The sequence below is a fragment of the Dactylosporangium sp. NPDC050588 genome (assembly GCF_040654975.1).
GTDB lineage: Bacteria > Actinomycetota > Actinomycetes > Mycobacteriales > Micromonosporaceae > Dactylosporangium > Dactylosporangium maewongense.
The window spans coordinates 1-17649 of the sequence record NZ_JBFAJA010000037.1 but is presented as its reverse complement, the minus strand read 5'-3'; the positions used below and the strand labels follow the sequence as shown (position 1 = coordinate 17649).

The 17649-nt window shown below is 70.4% G+C and carries 17 protein-coding genes; all 17 read left to right on the top strand.

The features are described from left to right. Positions 1-146: 146 nt before the first annotated feature. The 17 genes from AB0I21_RS25460 to AB0I21_RS25380 all read left to right on the top strand — a co-directional run bounded on the left by AB0I21_RS25460 (position 147) and on the right by AB0I21_RS25380 (position 17598). Complete coding sequence (locus AB0I21_RS25460; protein ID WP_360564724.1) at positions 147-758, top strand: GtrA family protein; 612 nt, start codon at positions 147-149, stop codon at positions 756-758. Then, on the top strand, positions 694-1824 hold the full coding sequence (locus AB0I21_RS25455; protein ID WP_360564844.1) for a glycosyltransferase: 1131 nt from the start codon (positions 694-696) through the stop codon (positions 1822-1824). Before AB0I21_RS25460 ends, AB0I21_RS25455 begins: the two co-directional genes overlap by 65 nt. Beyond that, complete coding sequence (locus AB0I21_RS25450; protein ID WP_360564722.1) at positions 1814-3418, top strand: glycosyltransferase family 39 protein; 1605 nt, start codon at positions 1814-1816, stop codon at positions 3416-3418. The genes AB0I21_RS25455 and AB0I21_RS25450 overlap by 11 nt, the downstream gene beginning before the upstream one ends. A 16-nt stretch (positions 3419-3434) precedes the next feature. Further along, on the top strand, positions 3435-4922 hold the full coding sequence (locus AB0I21_RS25445) for a hypothetical protein (RefSeq protein ID WP_360564720.1): 1488 nt from the start codon (positions 3435-3437) through the stop codon (positions 4920-4922). A gap of 5 nt (positions 4923-4927) precedes the next feature. Then, entirely contained in the window at positions 4928-5977 is a 1050-nt protein-coding gene (locus AB0I21_RS25440) for an ATP-binding protein (protein ID WP_360564719.1), read from the top strand. After that, complete coding sequence (locus AB0I21_RS25435) at positions 5977-6636, top strand: response regulator transcription factor (protein ID WP_360564717.1); 660 nt, start codon at positions 5977-5979, stop codon at positions 6634-6636. Before AB0I21_RS25440 ends, AB0I21_RS25435 begins: the two co-directional genes overlap by 1 nt. Before the next feature lie 190 nt (positions 6637-6826). Further along, positions 6827-7957, top strand: a complete 1131-nt coding sequence (locus tag AB0I21_RS25430; protein WP_360564715.1) for a glycoside hydrolase family 5 protein — start codon at positions 6827-6829, stop codon at positions 7955-7957. Between the two features lie 53 nt (positions 7958-8010). Beyond that, positions 8011-8883: an alpha/beta hydrolase gene (locus AB0I21_RS25425; protein WP_360564713.1), complete on the top strand. Its 873-nt coding sequence runs from the start codon at positions 8011-8013 to the stop codon at positions 8881-8883. A 130-nt stretch (positions 8884-9013) separates the two neighbouring features. Then, positions 9014-10225, top strand: a complete 1212-nt coding sequence (locus AB0I21_RS25420) for a substrate-binding domain-containing protein (RefSeq protein WP_344503526.1) — start codon at positions 9014-9016, stop codon at positions 10223-10225. A 60-nt stretch (positions 10226-10285) separates the two neighbouring features. Beyond that, positions 10286-11029: an ABC transporter ATP-binding protein gene (locus AB0I21_RS25415; protein WP_360564842.1), complete on the top strand. Its 744-nt coding sequence runs from the start codon at positions 10286-10288 to the stop codon at positions 11027-11029. A 100-nt stretch (positions 11030-11129) separates the two neighbouring features. Continuing rightward, the gene (locus tag AB0I21_RS25410; RefSeq protein WP_360564711.1) at positions 11130-11852 is read left to right on the top strand and encodes an ATP-binding cassette domain-containing protein; all 723 of its coding nucleotides are present in this window, start codon (positions 11130-11132) and stop codon (positions 11850-11852) included. After that, complete coding sequence (locus tag AB0I21_RS25405) at positions 11849-12736, top strand: branched-chain amino acid ABC transporter permease (RefSeq protein ID WP_360564710.1); 888 nt, start codon at positions 11849-11851, stop codon at positions 12734-12736. The genes AB0I21_RS25410 and AB0I21_RS25405 overlap by 4 nt, the downstream gene beginning before the upstream one ends. Beyond that, positions 12733-13827, top strand: a complete 1095-nt coding sequence (locus AB0I21_RS25400) for a branched-chain amino acid ABC transporter permease (RefSeq protein WP_360564708.1) — start codon at positions 12733-12735, stop codon at positions 13825-13827. Before AB0I21_RS25405 ends, AB0I21_RS25400 begins: the two co-directional genes overlap by 4 nt. Before the next feature lie 203 nt (positions 13828-14030). Next, a complete protein-coding gene (locus tag AB0I21_RS25395) occupies positions 14031-14789 on the top strand; it encodes an ABC transporter ATP-binding protein (protein ID WP_344503530.1) in 759 nt (252 codons plus the stop codon). Next, positions 14776-15468 carry an ABC transporter ATP-binding protein gene (locus AB0I21_RS25390; RefSeq protein ID WP_360564706.1) on the top strand — a complete coding sequence of 231 codons (693 nt, stop codon included), beginning with the start codon at positions 14776-14778 and terminating at the stop codon, positions 15466-15468. Before AB0I21_RS25395 ends, AB0I21_RS25390 begins: the two co-directional genes overlap by 14 nt. Before the next feature lie 11 nt (positions 15469-15479). After that, entirely contained in the window at positions 15480-16721 is a 1242-nt protein-coding gene (locus AB0I21_RS25385; RefSeq protein ID WP_360564704.1) for an ABC transporter substrate-binding protein, read from the top strand. 4 nt (positions 16722-16725) lie between these two features. Beyond that, positions 16726-17598, top strand: coding sequence for a branched-chain amino acid ABC transporter permease (locus AB0I21_RS25380; protein ID WP_360564702.1), 873 nt, complete (start codon positions 16726-16728; stop codon positions 17596-17598). Positions 17599-17649 lie beyond the last annotated feature (51 nt).

Sequence of the window (17649 nt, the reverse complement as noted above, 5' to 3'; positions counted from 1 at the left end):
CGCCGCGCGCTATACCCCGGTGCGGCGTCGAATCACCACGTCCCCGGTCCCGTTCGGCCTACGCCGAATGGGGGAGGACGAAGGTCGCCGCCACCCACCGACCGTGGCCCGATGTAAGGCGCGCCCGGGGCGAGCATCGTTGCACCGTGACGCCCAACTTGCGCCGGCTGGGCCGGTTTTCGCTGGTGGGAGCCGGCGGTGTGGTGGTCAACAACGGCGCGTTGCTCGTGCTGCACGGGGTGCTCGGACTGGCGCTGCTGCCCGCCACCGTCGCCTCTGTCGAGCTCGCGCTGGTCACCAACTACGTGCTGCACGAGCTCTGGACGTTCCGCCGCCGCCGGTTGTCGCTGCAGCGGTTCGCCTACTTCAGCCTGGCCGGCCTCGCCGCACTGCCGGTCAACGTCGTCGCGGTCCAGCTGCTGGTCGCGCTCGGGATGCACTACCTGCCCGCGAACCTCATCGGCATCGTGGCCGGGTTCGCAGTCAACTTCGCCGTCAGCTCGAAGTGGATTTGGAGTGAACGCACCGATGGAACAGCTGGTGTTGACCATTCTCACCCTGATCTCGCTGGTGCTGACAGTGCAGGCGGCGCACGCGTTGTACCTCATGATCTACACGTGGGACCAGCCCGAGGCGGGCGACCGGGCGCGGGCGCCAGATCAACGTGCTACGCCGGCACTCTCCTTCACCGCCATCCTCCCGGCACGCCACGAGGAGGAGGTCATCCAGCACACCATCGCCCGCGCCGCGTCCGCTGACTACCCGCCGCACCTGGTGCAGATCCTCGTGGTCTGCTCCGCCGACGACGTCGGCACGATCGAGCAGGCACAGGCGCAGGTGAACCGGCTGCGCGCGATGGGCCGCACCAACGTCGAGGTGGTCGTGTTCGACGACGGTCCGATCAACAAGCCGCACGGGCTCAACACCGCGCTGCGGTATGCCACCAACGACGTCGTGGCGATCTTCGACGCCGAGGACGAGGTCCAGCCGCAGCTGTTCGACATCGTCAACACCATCATGATGGGCGAGGACGTCGGCTGCGTGCAGGCCGGCGTGCAGCTGATGAACTTCGACTCCAACTGGTATTCGACGTTCAACGTGCTGGAGTACTTCTTCTGGTTCCGCAGCCGGCTGCACTACCACGCGAAGAACGGCGCGATCCCGCTCGGCGGCAACACCGTGTTCTTCAAGCGGGGCCTGATCGAGCGCCTCGGCGGCTGGGACGAGTCGAACCTGACCGAGGACGCCGACATCGGCCTGCGCATCTCCAGCATGGGGGAGAAGGTCCGGGTCGTCTACGACGACCGTTACGTCACGAAGGAGGAGACGCCACCGACGCTGCAGAGCTTCATCAAGCAGCGGACCCGGTGGTGTCAAGGCTTCATGCAGACCCTCGGCAAGGGCACCTGGAAGCTCATGCCGACCCGCCGGCAGCGGTTCCTCGCCTGGTACACCCTGGCGTTCCCGCACGTGCAGGCGATGCTCGGGGTGTACCTGCCGGTGGCGCTGCTCAGCGCGTTCGTGCTGAGCGTGCCGGTGCCGGTGGCGATGATGTCGTGGCTGCCGGTGCTCCTGCTCGGCGCGCACTTCGTGATGAGCGTCGTGGGCCTGTACGAGTTCACCGGCGCGCACGGGCTGAAGGCCACCCCCGGCACGGTCGTGAAGATGGCGATCACCTGGTTCCCGTACCAGATGGTGCTGTCCTACGCGGCGGCGCGCGCCCTGTGGCGGCAGGTCAAGGGCGAACGCAACTGGGAGAAGACGGCCCACGTCGGTGCGCACCGCACCGCGGCGGAGACGGCGGAGCTGACCAATGTCGGCTGACACCCTGCAGCGGCCGGCGAGCCCGGCCGCGCCGACACCGAAGAAGCCGCAGACCCGCGGCTGGCCGCTCATCATCCTGAGCCTGGTGATCGGGCTGGTGACGCACGGCTGGAACATGTTCCGTTACCCGCTGTACCTCACCGACGAGGGCATCTACATGGAGCAGGCGTGGTCCGTGCTCCATATGGGCAAGCTGTCGCCCTACACGTACTTCTACGACCACGCGCCGATGGGCTGGCTCACGATCGCGGGCTGGGTCGCGATCCTGCCCGGCGGCTTCAGCGCCTTCGGCAACGCGATCAACACCGGGCGGGTCCTGATGCTGATCGTGCACCTGGTGTCGGTGTTCCTGCTGTACGAGACGATCCGGCGCTACACCGGCAGCAAGGCCGGCGGGTTCCTCGCGGCGTTCGTGTTCAACGTGTCGCCGCTCGGCGTGTACTACCAGCGCCAGGTGCTGCTGGACAACCTGATGATGTTCTGGATCCTGCTGGGCCTGTTCCTGCTGGCCCGCAAGGACGGGCGGATCGTCACCGTGATGGCCGCCGGGACGTGCTTCGGCCTGGCGCTCGTCACGAAGGAGAACGCGCTGTTCATCCTGCCGGGCTGCGCGTACCTGCTGCACCGCACGGTGAAGGAGCAGTCGAACCGGCGCTTCGGCCTGTCGTTCTGGTGGTTCGCCGCGCTCGCCCCGGTCGTCGGCTACCTGCTCTACGCGCAGATCAAGAACGAGCTGTTCCCGGAGGGGTTCAACTTCAACCTCGCCGCCGCCACCCCCGGCGACCACGTGTCGCTGCTCTACACCGTGTGGTGGCAGCTGCACCGCAACTCCAACAGCAGCAACGGCCTGTCGTTCACCAGCCTGCTCCAGGACAGCTGGCTGTTCAAGGATCGGCACCTGCTCATCGCCGGCACCGCGGCGACGCTGCTCGCCCTCTTCGCCGGCCGCAACAACAAACGGCTGCGAGGGCCGATGCTGGCGTGCGCACTGATGGCCGTCGGCTACGGCTTCTACCTGACCCGCAGCGCCCTGCTCGACTTCTACATCGCGCCGATGGTCCCGCTGTTCGCGCTCAACCTCGGGATGTTCTTCGGCTGGCTCACCCGGCGCACGAAGCCGGCCGGCGCGGCGGTGCTCGTCGCCTGCCTGCTGGTGCCGGTGCTCGTCATGCCGGGCGGGTTCCTCGTGAAGTACAACACCAAGGGTCAGCTGGAGTTCAGCGACGCCTACCGGCTGCCGCTGACCCGCCTGCAGGAGCAGCAGGTCGCGTGGATCAAGACGAACGTGTCACCGAACGCGAAGCTCATCATCGACGACGACATCTGGGTCGCGCTGCACGACAACGACCCGCCGTACAAGTACGCCTACCCGCACTACAAGGCCACGTCCGACCCGGACGTGCGGGACAAGGTCTTCGCCTCCAGCTGGCAGAACGTCGACTACGTCGTGATGTCGAACAAGATGCGCGACGCACTCGAACGCGGCGGCGAGACCTGGATCCTCGAGGCGATCGACCAACACGGGCAGCCCGTCTGGCAGGCGACCCGCGGCGACGTCTCACTGCAGATCATCAAGATCGGTGCAACCTCGTGAGCGAGCTGGAGTGACGATGCAAACCCTGAAGCGCCGGCTGGCGCCGGCGAAACGCCGTCCGTCGGCGGCGAAACGCCGCCGGCGGGTGTCCCGGCCGAAGATCTCCGGCCGCCGGCTGCTGATCGCCGCGGTCGCCGCGTTCCTGCTGATCAGCGTCGGTCGTTCGGTGCTGCCGGCGCTGGGTATCGAGACACCGAAGATGCCGTCGTTCGGCGGCGGTGGCGGCGACACGCCGACGGCGCCGGTGACCAAGGCGCCGAAGGCGCCGACCGTCGACCTCAACGGGGTCATGGTGCACGGTGGCGGCGATCCGATGGTCACGCTGAACCCCGGCCTGGTGCGGCTCGGCGGCTCGGTCACGGCCAGCGGGTCCGGCTTCGACCAGGGGTCCGTCGTCGACGTGTTCCTCGGGCCGTCCTCGTCCGGGGCGCAGCCGTCCAAGGGCGCCGCCAAGAGCGCCAAACCCGTCCAGGTCGGCACCGCGAAGGCCGGCAAGTACGGCATCTTCACGGTGAACTTCTCGTTCCCCACCAAGATGACCACGCCCGTGATGGAGGTGACCGCACAGGCGCGCGGCAGCGACAAGGTCGCCAAGGCCGAGGCGGCCGTCGCCCAGGGCGCCGGGCAGGCGACGCTGTCCGCCATAGTCGGCAAGCCCGGCGACGTCGTCAACCTGACGGTGAAGGGCTTCTCCCCGGGCGAGCAGCTGCTGGTCTACTGGGGGCGGATCAATGGTGACCCCACCCTCACCCTCAAGGCCGACGAGGATGGCTCGGTGGGTAAGACGCCGATCAAAGTCGGGGTCACGGCGGTAGGGACGACCAGTCTGGTGGTCGTGGGCAAGACGAGTGGGGCGGCGGCGAGCGCGCCGTTCCAGGTGCTGCGGCTGTACCCGTCGATCAAGCTCGCGCCCTACGCGGTGAAGGCGACCCAGTCGATCACCTTCTCCGGCGCCGGGTTCGCGCCGGGCGAGCGGGTCCTGGTGCGGCTGAACTCCGCCGGCGGGCAGCCGGTCATGGCGGTGCCGACCGACGGCGCCGGGTCCTTCAAGGGCGCCGGGCTCACCATGCCGTACCAGCTCAAGGGCGCCCAGTCGTTGGTCTTCATCGGCGAGCAGAGCCGGGCGGCGGCGTCCACGGGGTTCACGATCCTGCCCTACATGCCGCAGGCCCGGACCAACGCCTACGGCGGCCTGCCCGGCACGGTCGTCAACTTCTACGCCACGCAGTTCGCGCCGAACGAGGCCGTGCACGTCTACGCGAAGACCTCCAAGGGCGCGAAGGGTGAGCTCGTGTCCGCGTTCCGGGTCAACAAGGCCGGCACCGCCCGCGCCGTCGGGCAGTACACGATCCCCGGCAACACCGAGAACAGTGTCATCTTCGAGCTGAGGGGGCAGCTCAGCGGCTCGACCGCGACCGTCAACTTCAAGGTCGACTCCTCCGGCGGGCCGGTCGACATCCCGACGCCGAAGCCGTACGTGCTGCCGAAGGACTTGGAGAAGTAGCCCCGGTGTACTGGCAGGCATTCCGGGCCGCCCCGGAGGCGTTGGTCGTGCTCGACGCCGCCGGGGTGGTCCGGCTCGCCAGCAGCGCCGCCGAGGCGCTCTTCCACCGGGCCACCGTCGACCTGGTCGGGCGCCGGGTCGGGGAGCTGTTCGTCAGCGACCCGCGCGCCGCGCTCGGCGCGGAGACGGGCGACGAGCCCGTCTACACCGGCTCGGTGATCCGCCTGCCGGGCGGCGCCGAGGTGCCGGTCGACGTGCGACTGGGCACCCTGCCCGGCGACCCGAGCGGGCTCGTCGTGCTCGCCGTCGACGACCAGGGCGCCGGCGGCCTGTCCCGGTCCAGCCTCGAGCACCGCGTGACCCGGCTGCAGCAGGAGGGCGCCGCGCAGGAGCAGGCGCTCGGCGACGTCATCCTCAACCAGGAGCGGGAGCGGGCCCGCATCGCGGCCGGGGTGCACGACGACAGCCTGCAGGTGATCACCGCGGCGATGCTGCGGCTGCAGCACCTGCGCCGCCGCCTGCGCGACCCCCGCAACCTGGAGCTGCTCAGTAAGCTTGAGGAGAGCCTGGCCCTCGCCGCCGACCGGCTGCGGCGGCTGATCTTCGACTTCCGGCCGCCGAAGCTGACCAGCGAGGGGCTCGCCGCGGCGACGAGGGACCTGCTGGACGGGCTCGCCGAGGACCACTCGCTGGCCGTACACCTGGACAACCGGCTGCGGGACGAACCGGCGCTGCCCACCCGGCTCCTGCTCTTCAGGATGCTGCAGGAGGCCGTCGCCAACGTCTACAAGCACGCCGACGCCGACGAGTGCACGGTGATCCTCGACGAGCAGGACGGCGGCTACCTGATCCGGGTCGTCGACGACGGGGTCGGCGCCGAGGAGTTCGAGTCCGAGGCGGGGCACCTCGGGCTGGTGCTGATGCGGGAGCGGGCGGCGCTGGCCGGCGGGTGGTTCCGGATCGGCAGCGTGCCCAGGGGCAGCGCCGGCAGTGGCACGACCGTCACGTTCTGGGTGCCGCGCGGCGCCGACCTGCAATCCAAAGGAGCCGCCTGATGCGCTACCGAGTGCTGATCGTCGAGGACCACCAGGTGGTCGCCGAAGGCCTCGCCGCGCTGCTCAACGAGCACGCCGAGCTGCGGGTCGTCGCCATCGCCGGCGGCGTCGGGGAGGTCGAGCACCTCGCCGACGTCGAGCGGGTCGACGTGGTGCTGTGCGACTACTGGCTGCCCGACGGCACCGGCCCCGAGGCGGTCGCCGCGTTGCGGCTGCACCAGCCCGACGTCGCGATCGTGTTCCTCAGCGCCGACACCAGCGACGAGGTGATCCTCGCGGCGCTGGAGGCCGGCGCCGCCGGCTACCTGGTGAAGAGCGCGGGCGGGGCCGACGTCGCGGACGCGGTGCGCCGGGCGATCGACGGGGAGATCCTCGTGCCGGCCCGCCAGCTGGCGAAGCTGCTCGCACGGCGGCGGGAGCGCTCGCACCGCTCCGCGGAGCACGCCCGGCGGCTGGACAGCCTGACCCCGCGGGAGCGGCAGATCCTCTCCCTGATGACCTCCGGCATGGACAACCGCGACATCGCCAGGGAGCTGAGCATCAGCTACACCACCGTCCGCAGCCACGTGCGGCATCTACTGTCGAAGATGGGTGCCCGGTCGAAGCTGGAGGCCGTCGTACGAGCGGCGGACTGGGACGCTCCTACAGTTGCGCCATGAGGACGCTCCTACAGTTGCACTACGAGCATTTCGGACATTGGTACGCTGACCTGAAATTTCCGAATCCGTAATGTTTTGACCTGCCCGACGTCGTCGTACGTGAGGACAGGTCTTGAAGCGTTCCCGTCTTGTGTGGCTCAGCGCCACTCTTGTACTCGCCGCCGCCGCAGTCACCACCGGTGGTCTTGTCATGCGCGACTCCGAAGAGAAGCACGGTCCGGCCAAGGCGGCCGGCCGGCAACTCCAACTGCCGCTGCACACCAACGGCAACCGCATCGTCGACGCCGGCGGGCGGACGGTCACCTTCACCGGGGTCAACTGGTTCGGCCTGGAGACCAACACGTTCGCCCCGCACGGGCTGTGGTCCCGCTCCCTGGACGACATGCTCGACCAGATGGCCGCGCAGGGCTTCAACTCGGTGCGCCTGCCCTTCAGCAACGAGCTCTTCGACGCCGCCTCGAAGCCCAACGGCGTCGACTACAAGCTCAACCCGGACCTGCAGGGGCTCACCGGCCCGCAGATCATGGACAAGGTGGTCGAGGGCATCACCAAGCGCGGGATGATGGTCATCCTCGACCGGCACCGGCCGACCTCGCAGGGCCAGAGCAACCTCTGGTACACCGACAAGGTCAGCGAGGAGCGGTGGATCTCCGACTGGAAGATGCTCGCGAAGCATTACCGTGACAACCCACTCGTCGTCGGCGCCGACCTGCACAACGAGCCGCACGGCGAGGCCACCTGGGGCACCGGCGGCGACAAGACCGACTGGCGGGCCGCCGCGGAGCGGGCCGGCAACGCCATCCTGGCCGAGAACCCCGACTGGCTGATCGTCGTGGAGGGCATCGAGTCCTACGACGGCGACGGGTACTGGTGGGGCGGCAACCTCCAGGGCGCGGCCAAGGACCCGGTCCGGCTCAAGGACCAGTCGAAGCTGGTGTACTCCGCGCACGACTACAGCCCCAAGGTGTGGTCGCAGCGCTGGTTCACCGACCCCGCGTTCCCGGCCAACATGCCGGCGCTGTGGGACAAGCAGTTCGGCCACCTCGTCAAGAACAACGTGGCCCCGGTCCTGATGGGCGAGTTCGGCGGCCGCTCCGTCGCGGAGAAGGACGCCCAGGGCAACAAGGACCTCGAAGGCATCTGGCAGCGGCACCTCATCTCCTACATGAAGGAGAACGGGTTCAGCTACACGTACTGGTCCTGGAACCCCAACTCCGGCGACACCGGCGGGGTCCTGAAGGACGACTGGAAGACGATCGACCAGGCGAAGATGGACCTGCTCAAGTCGTACCAGTCGACGCCGACGGCCAAGAAGCCCTAGGCAGTCGTCGATGGCCCTCCCCGCGCTGTTATGTTCAGCGTGGGGAGGGCCTCATGCCTGAACGGGACCTTACGGTCGGCGACCTGCAAGCGATCCTCACTGTGCCGCCGGACGCGCCCAGGGCCGGTCTGGTGCTGATCGACGGCTCCGGACCCGCCACGCGGCACGACTGGGTCGGCATTCCCGGCTGGCTGGCCGGGCGCGGGGTGGCCACGCTGCGGCACGACAAGCCGGCCGGCTGGTGGGCGCAGAGCTTCGCCGACCGGGCCGCCGAGGCCCTCGCCGCCGTCGCCGCCCTGCGCGCCGAGACCGGCGTCGAGCGGGTCGGCCTCATCGGCTACAGCCAGGGCGGCTGGATCTCCCTCCTCGCCGCCAGCGGACGGCCGGAGGCCGTCGACTTCGTGATCACCGTGTCCGGGCCGGCCGTCGGCATCGCCGAGCAGGAGCGCGTCCGCATCGAGCGGGCGCTGCGCCGCGGCGGGCACCCGCCCGCCGTCGTCGACGAGGCGATGCGCTGGGTCGACGAGCGCGCCGCCAGGCTCGCCGTCGGCGACCCGCCCGCCCAGGTCCTCGACGCGCAGCGCCGGCTCGCCGGCCGCGAGTGGCACGACGTGGTCGCGGCCGCGCCGTACGACACCGTGGAGACCCTCGCGTTCTTCGCCCGGGCGCTGAGCTTCGACCCCGCCGCGGTCGTCCCGCACCTGCGCTGCCCGATCCTCGCCCTGTTCGGCGCCGCCGACGAGCTCGTGCCCGTCGAGCGCAGCGTCGCGGTCCTCGCCGAGCGCCTCTCCGGGCTGCACCGCGGGCGCAACTGTGTCGCCGTCCTCCCCGGCGCCGACCACATGCTCTTCGTCACCGAGCGTGACCACTCGCCGGTGTTTCTGCCGATGTTGGGGGCGTTCCTCGACCTCGTGGCCGTCTCGTAGGGCATCGAACCGGGCAACCCGCCCGACTTGTGTGGTGCGCCCACATAGCTCGGTGCCCTGCGCCACTCCTAGCGTGTGCGAACACCGCCAGCAGGCGCTGGCCTTAACAAGGCGTTCACACGGAGGAAGCGTGATTCGGCAGACGACTGCGCCGCGGCGGGTACTGTTCGCGGCGCTCGGGTTGGGCATCGCGGCGACGTTCACGGCGGCGTGCAGCAGCCCCCAGGAAGCGGCGCAGGAGCCGGCGAAGGACGGCACCCCCATCAAGGTCGGCCTCGTCTACTCGCAGACCGGCGCCCTCGCCGGCTACGGCAAGCAGTACATCGAGGGCTGGAAGGCGGGCCTCGCCTTCGCGACCAAGGGCACCGGCAAGGTCGGCAACCGCCCGGTCGAGGTCAAGGAGGTCGACGACGCGGGTGACCCGGCGAAGGCCGTCTCCGCCGCCAAGGACCTCATCGGCCAGGGATACAAGATCATCGCCGGCAGCACCGGCTCGGCCGTCGCCGGCCAGGTCGCGCCGCTCGCCGCGCAGAACAAGGTGCTCTTCATCTCCGGGCCGGCCGCGTCCGACGCGGTCACCGGCGTCAACAAGTACACCTTCCGCTCCGGCCGCCAGTCCTACCAGGACGTCCTCGCGGCGAAGTCCTACCTGCCGTCGCCCACGGGCAAGAAGGTCCTCGTGTTCGCGCAGGAGGGCACCTTCGGCAAGTCCAACGCCGACGCGGTCAAGGCCGTCATCGGCGGCGCCGGCGCGACCGTCGACAACCTGTTCGTCCCGGCCAGCGCGACCGAGTTCACCGGCTTCGCCGCCCAGGCGAAGGGCGCCAAGGCCGACATGATCTTCGTGGCGTGGGCCGGCACCACCGCCCCCGCCATGTGGCAGGCCCTCGACCAGCAGGGCGTGCTCGGCTCGACCATGGTCGTCACCGGCATCGACCAGCGCGCCTCGTGGGCCACGTTCGGCGCGGCCGGCAGCAAGCTGTCGCTGCTCGCGCACTACTTCGACGGCGCCAGCGACAACGAGGCCACCACCGCACTGCGCAAGGGTGTCGAGGGCGGCAAGGTCGACCTGTTCCACCCGGACGGCTTCACCGCCGCGCAGATGGTCGTGCGGGCGGCCGGCGAGGGCGGCGACGACGCCGACAAGATGGTCACCGCGCTCGAGGGCTGGAGCTTCGACGGCGTCAAGGGCAAGCTGACGGTCCGCAAGGAGGACCACGCCCTGCTGCAGCCGATGTTCCAGGGCAAGTTCTCCGGCTCCGGCGCCGACCTGAAGCCGGAGCTCGTCAAGGCGATCGACCCGGCCGACGCGGCCCCGCCGGTCGTGCAGATGAAGGGCTGAGGTTTGTTCCCCCGAAGCAACGCACCGGCGGCCGGGGTGGTTGACGCCCCGGCCACCGGCCTGCTGTCCACCAGGCGGCTGACCTGGAAGATCGGCGAGGTCGCGATCGTCGACCACGTGTCGATCGACCTGGCCGAGGGCGAGTTCCTCGCCGTCATCGGCCCCAACGGCGCCGGCAAGACGTCGCTGTTCAACCTGATCTCCGGACTGCGCAAGCCGACGGACGGCTCGGTCACGCTCGCCGGGCACGACGTCACGCGGCTCGCGCCGCACCGCCGGGCCCGCCGCGGCCTCGGCCGCACCTTCCAGTCCTCGTCGGTGTTCGGTTCGCTCACCGTCGAGCAGAACGTGCGGCTCGCCGTCCAGGCCCGCCGCGGCGGGTCGATCCGGCCCTTCCCGCTGCCGGGGTCCGACAAGGACATCGCCGAGCGGGCCGCCCGGGTGCTGTGGCGGGTCGGGCTCGACCACCGGGCCCGGACCCTGGCCGGCACCCTGGCCCACGGCGAGAAGCGCAAGCTGGAGATCGCGCTGCTGCTCGCCGGCGAGCCGAAGGTGCTGCTGCTGGACGAGCCGATGGCCGGCGTCAGCGCCGAGGACGTCCCGGGGCTGGTCGCGCTGATCAAGACGCTGACCCGCGACGAGCGGCGCAGCGTCCTCATGGTGGAGCACCACATGGACGTCGTGCTCGACCTGGCGGACCGGGTGGCCGTCATGCACCACGGCGCCCTGCTCATCTGCGACACCCCGGAGGTCGTCATGGCCGACCGGACCGTCCAGGAGGCATACCTGGGGGAGAAGCTGTGAGACATCCTCTGAGCTCGGTTGTGTCGACTCGCTTCGCTCCCCGACATAACCGAAATGTCGGACATGTTCGCGCAGCGGACATGTCCGGGAAGGTGGCACCGTGACCGCCATTCTCGATATTTCGGAATTGTCGGTCAAGGTGGGCGGGTCGCACATCCTGCAGGGCGTCACGTTCTCCGTGCAGCCGCAGGGCGTCACCGCGCTGCTCGGCCGCAACGGCGTCGGCAAGACCACCACGCTCAAGGCCGTGCTCGGGCTCATGCCGCGCGCCGCGGAGATCACCGGCCGGGTCGGCTTCGCCGGCGGCAGCATCCTGCGGCAGCCCACGTTCCGGCTGGTCCGGCAGGGCCTCGGCTACGTGCCCGAGGACCGCGGCGTCTTCGCCGGGCTCACCGTCGCGGAGAACCTGCGGCTCGCCGAGCGCGCCGGCACGGCCCCCGACTACGAGACCGTCCACGGCCTCTTCCCGGAGCTGCGCAAGCGGGCCCGGCAGCGGGCCGGCACCCTGTCCGGCGGCCAGCAGCAGATGCTGGCGATCGGCCGGGTCCTGCTCAACCCCAACCGGCTGCTGCTCATCGACGAGCCGACGAAGGGCCTCGCCCCGAAGGTCGTCACCGAGGTCGCCGCCGCGCTGGAGGCCGTCGCCGCCGTCGTGCCGATGCTGCTCGTCGAGCAGAACCTGGCGGTGGTGCGCCGGATGGCCCGGCACGCCGTCGTCATCGCCAACGGCCGCGTCGCGTACACCGGCGGGGCCGGCGACCTGCTCGACTACACCGAGAAGACCAAGGCGCTGCTCGGCGTCGGCAAGGGGGAGCACGCATGAGCACGTTTGTGCTGTTGACCTTGACCGGGCTGGGTCTCGCCGCCCTGTACTTCCTCGTCGCGTCCGGTCTCGCGCTGGTCTTCGGGCTCGCCGACGTGCTCAACTTCGCGCACGGGCTGTTCCTGTCCGTCGGCGCGTACGGCACCTGGTGGGCCTCCGGCAACCTTCCCGGCGCCGGGGCCTCCGGGTGGGGCTTCGTCCTCGCCGTCGTGTTCGGCGTCGTCTGCGGCACGGTCGTCGCCGCGCTCGTCGAGCTGGTGCTGATCCGGCCGCTGTACTCGCGCACCATCGAGCAGGTCCTCGTCACCGTCGGGCTGTCGCTGGCCGGCGTGGCGCTGCTGCAGGCGTCCTGGGGCGCGGACCCGCGGACCTACCCGCGGCCGCAGTGGACGCAGGAGCTGACCGAGATCGCCGGCGCGCGCGTCCCCAACGACCGCTTCCTGCTCATCGGCGCGGCCGCCGTGGTCCTCGCCGGCCTGCTCGCGTTCCTCAAGTACACCCGCATCGGCCTGGTCATCCGCGCCGGTGTCGAGGACCGGTCCATGGTCACCGCGCTCGGCATCGACGTGCGCCGCGCGTTCACGCTCGTCTTCGCGATCGGGGGCGCCGCCGCCGCGCTCGCCGGCGCGCTCGGCGGTGTCTACGCCGGCTCGATCTCCCCGACCGGCGGCAGCTCGCTGCTCATCTTCGGCTTCATCGTCGTCGTCATCGGCGGGATGGGCTCGGTGGTCGGTGCCGCCTACGCCGCCGTCGCCGTCGGGCTGCTGCAGCAGTTCGTCAACTACACCTCACCGGGGCTCGGCGACATCTGTGTCGTCGCGCTCCTGGCGATCGTGCTGCTCGTCCGCCCGCAGGGCATCACCGGAAAGGTCGCCACCTCATGATGACGGACACCGCGGTGACCCCTGGCGGCACCGTGCCGAAGCCGCGCCGGAAGTGGCACCCCGCCCGGTTCGGGCCGCTCGTCTTCCTGGCCGTGCTCATCGCGCTGCCGTACTGGTCGATCTCCATCCCGGGCGTGTTCGACGCGGCGATCAACAAGCCCGGCACCCTGCAGCTGCTCGCGCTGTGCCTGGTGTTCGGCGCCCTCGCCACCGGCTACGACCTGCTCTTCGGGCGCACCGGGCTGCTGTCCTTCGGTCACGCGCTCTACTTCGCCGCCGGCGTCTACGGCACCGACGTCCTCGTCACCAAGGCGGGCTTCCCGCTGTGGCAGGCCGTGCTCCTCGCCGTCGTCGGCACCGCCGCGATCGCCGCGGCGCTCGGGGCGATCGCGCTGCGCACCAACGGCATCGCCTTCGCCATGGTCACCCTCGCCTTCGCGCAGGTCGGCGCGATCACCATCGGGCGCGACCCGGGCGGGCAGACCGGTGGCGAGGAGGGCCTGCCGATGGACACGTCGGGCGTGCCCGACGCGCTCGTCGGCGTCACCAACACCGTGAACCTGTACTGGCTCGCGGTGGGCGTCGCCGTCGTCACCGTCCTGGTCGTGCACGCCATCGCCGACGCGCCCGCCGGGCGGGTGCTCGCCGCGATCCGCGACGACGAGCGCCGCGTCGGCGTGCTCGGCCTCGACCCGTACCGGTACAAGCTGTTCGCGTTCACCGTCGCGGGTGGGCTCGCCGGCCTCGCCGGTGCCATGTACGCGCTGCTGATCGGCGGCGCCACCCCGCACGTGGCGGCGTCCGACCAGACGCTGACGCTGCTCGTCATGGTCGTGCTCGGCGGCCCCGGCACCCGGTGGGGCCCGCTGATCGGCGGCATGCTCTTCACGTACCTCGACTACCGGCTCGTCGCGTTCGGCCGCTCCGACGCCGTCGACAACCTGCCGGGCGTGCTGAGCGGGCCGCTGTCGCAGCCGCTGTTCGTGCTCGGCACGGTCTTCATCCTCGCCGTGTACTTCTTCCCCGGCGGCCTCGCCGGCCTGCGGACCCGCCTCGGACCCCTTGCGAGGTGGATACCGGACCGCCGATGAGCGGTCCCCACGGGCACCGGTCGATTCGATCACCATCGAATCGACCGGTGTCTTTTTTGTGTGGGGTACGGGCACACGCTCACACGGGCAAATGTATGGATCGCCTCCATGGCCTGGGTGTGGCGCCGGTCATAGCGTTCGCCGCAACGGCGGGCCACATGTGACCGCCACCCGCCCACCGCCATGAGGAGGTGTGTCCCCCGATGGACGGTCCCGCCCTGACAGCGCGCGGTCTCACCCGTGACTTCCGCGGCTTCCGGGCCGTCGACGCGGTCGACCTCACCGTCGCCGCCGGCAGCGTGCACGCGCTCGTCGGACCCAACGGCGCCGGCAAGACGACGCTGTTCAACCTGCTCACCGGGTTTCTCGCACCGACCGCCGGGCGGATCGAGCTCGGCGGTCACGACATCACCGGGCTCCCGCCGGAGCGGGTCGCCCGCCTCGGCGTCGCCCGCTCCTTCCAGATCACCAGCCTCTTCCCGCAGCAGACCGTGCGGACCCACGTCGAGCTGGCCCTGCAGAGCGCGACGGGGCTCGGCTGGTCGTTCTGGCGCAGCCACCGGCTCCTGGACCGCTTCTCGGCCCGCGCCGGCGAGCTGCTCGACCTGGTCGGCCTCGGCGACGCGGGGGAGACCCTGGCCGGCAGCCTGGCGTACGGGCGCAAACGGGCCCTCGAGCTGGCGATCGCGCTCGCGCTGGACCCGAAGGTGCTGCTGCTGGACGAGCCGACCGCCGGGATGGGCCTGGAGGACGTCGACCGCACCGTCGAGCTCATCGCGGCCGTCCGGGACGGCCGGACGGTGGTGCTGGTCGAGCACAACATGCGCGTCGTCGGCCGGCTCGCCGACACCGTCACGGTCCTGCAGGCCGGCCGGGTCCTCGTCGAGGGCCCCTATGAGCAGGTCCGCACCGATCCGCGGGTGATCGAGGCCTATCTGGGGAGCTCCGATGTTGCACATTGACGGTCTCTCGGCGTGGTACGGCGAGGCGCAGGTCCTGCGCGACGTCGACCTGTCTGTGCAGCGGGGCGAGGTCGTCACCCTCTGCGGGCGCAACGGCGCCGGCAAGACCACGCTGCTGCGCTGCGTCATGGGGCTGCACACCGCGCAGTCCGGCACCGTCCGGCTCGCCGACGAGGACGTCACCGCCCGCAAGGTCCACCAGCGGGCCCGCCGCGGCCTCGGCTGGGTGCCCGACGACCGCGGCGCCTACGCCACGCTGACCGTCGCCGAGCACCTCACCCTCCCACCGGTCGTCGGGCCGGCCCCGTGGAGCCTGGAGCAGGTCCACGAGGCGTTCCCGGCGCTGTACACCCGGCGCTCCAGCCCGGCCACCAAGCTCTCCGGCGGCGAGCAGCAGATGCTGGCCCTCGCCCGCGTGCTGCGGATGGGCGCCACCGTCCTGCTCTGCGACGAACCCACCGAGGGGCTCTCCCCGCTGCTGGTCCAGCAGGTCGGCGAGATCCTGCGCCGGGCCAAGGAGCACGGCGTCACCGTCCTGCTCGTCGAGCAGAACCTGCACTTCGCCACCACGGTCGCCGACCGCCACTACCTCCTCGCCGAGGGGCGGATCGTCGGCGCTTTCGACAACACCGACATCCAGTCCCGCGAGGCCGAACTCCTCGCACACCTCGGGATCTAGGAGAAATATCAATGAGAAAAGCGATCGCGGCCGGTGCCGCCCTCTGTGTCGCCCTGTCGGGCTGCGGCGGCGGTGGACCCCGCTCCGGCGGGAGCTCGAAGCTCACCGGCGACAAGCTCGTCCTCGGCGTCCTCAACGACCAGTCCGGCGTTTACGCGCAGCTGTCGGGCAAGAACTCGGTGGTGGCCGTGAACATGGCGATCGAGGACTTCAAGGCCAAGTACGGCGACAAGGCGATCACGAAGAACATCACCGTGGAGACCGCCGACCACCAGAACAAGCCCGACGTGGCGAACACCCGCGCCGCGGAGATGTACGACCGGCTCGGCGTCGACGCGATCCTCGACGTGCCGACGTCCTCGGCCGCGCTGAAGGTCGCCGACGTCGCCAAGGCGAGCAAGAAGCTCTACTTCAACATCTCCGGCGCGACCACCGACCTGACCGGGAAGTCCTGCAACAAGTACACCTTCCACTACGCCTACGACACCGCGATGCTCGCCAACGGCACCGGCACCGCGACCACCCAGGCGGGCGCGAAGAACTGGTACATCGTCTACCCCGACTACGCCTTCGGCCAGGACATGGAGAAGTCCTTCAAGGCCGCGATCGCCAAGGGCGGCGGCAGCGTCGTGGCGAGCGACCCGACCCCGTTCCCCAACGACAACTTCTCCACGTTCCTGCTCAAGGCGCCGACGCTCAACCCGAAGCCCGACGTGCTCGGCACCATGCAGGCCGGCGCCGACCTGGTGAACCTGGTCAAGCAGTACAACGAGTTCAAGCTGCGGGACAAGGGCGTCGGGCTCGCCGTCGGGCTCATGTTCCTGACCGACATCCACTCGCTCACCCCGGACGCGCTCGCGGGCACGACGTTCACCGACGCCTGGTACTGGAACTTCGACGCCGAGAACCGCGCCTGGGCCGACAAGTTCTCCGCCCGCGCCGGCGGCCAGCGGCCCACGTTCGCCCACGCCGCCAACTACTCCGCGGCGATGCAGTACCTGGAGGCCGTGCAGGCCGCCGGTACCGACGACGCCGACGCCGTGGTGAAGCAGCTGGAAGGCAAGAAGGCCAACGACTTCTTCCTCCGCAACGGGGAGTTCCGCGCCGCCGACCACCGGGTCGTGCACGACGCCTACCTCGCCAAGGTGAAGCCGGCGAGCGAGGTCAAGGAGCCCTGGGACTACGAGCAGATCGTCAAGACGATCCCCGCCCAGGAGGCGTTCCGCGCCCCGTCGGCCGACTGCAAGCTCTAGTCCGATGGGTTTCCTCACCCACACGTTCAACGGACTGGTCGGGGGCAGCTTCTACGCGTTGCTCGCCCTCGGCCTGTCGGTCATCTTCGGCATGCTGCGGGTGGTGAACTTCGCCCACGGCGCGTTCTACATGCTCGGCGCGTTCGGCGCCTACGTGCTGCTCGCCGAGGCCGGGATCTCCTTCTGGTGGGCGCTGCTCGCGGTGCCGCTGGTGCTCGGCCTGCTCGGGATCCTGCTGGAGCGCGGGCTGATCCGCCGGCTGTCCGCTCTGGACCCGCTGTACAACTTCCTGCTCACGTTCGGGCTCACGCTCATGCTGCAGGACGTGGTGAAGTCGCGGTACGGCTCGCAGTCCAACCCCTACGGCGCGCCGGCCGGGCTGCGGGGGACCGTCGACCTCGGGCTCTTCGACTTCCCGGCCTACCGGGTGTTCGTGTTCGGCGTGGCCGTGCTGCTGTGCGTCGCCGTGTGGTGGCTGCTGACCCGCACCCGGGTCGGCACCGTCGTGCGGGCCGCCACCGAACGCCCCGAGCTGACCCGAGCCCTCGGCATCGACGTCGGGCGGTGGATCGCGCCCGTCTTCGGCTTCGGCGTCGCCCTCGCGGCCCTCGCCGGGGTGCTCGCCGCGCCGATGCGGGCGGTGAACCCGCTCATGGGCGCCGACCTGATCATCGGCGTCTTCGCGGTCGTCGTCATCGGCGGCCTCGGCTCGGTCTTCGGCAGCGTCGCCGCGGGTTTCGCGATCGGCCTGCTGCAGGCGTGGAGCGAGGCCTACGGGCCGGCGCTGCTCGCGCAGACCCTCATCTTCCTGGTCATGGCCCTGGTCCTGCTCTTCCGGCCGGCCGGGCTCTTCGGGCGAGAGGAGCTGCCGGCATGACCGGGCAGCGGAGCGGCTCGGCCCGGTCATCATGTGGCAGGTTCGGGGCAG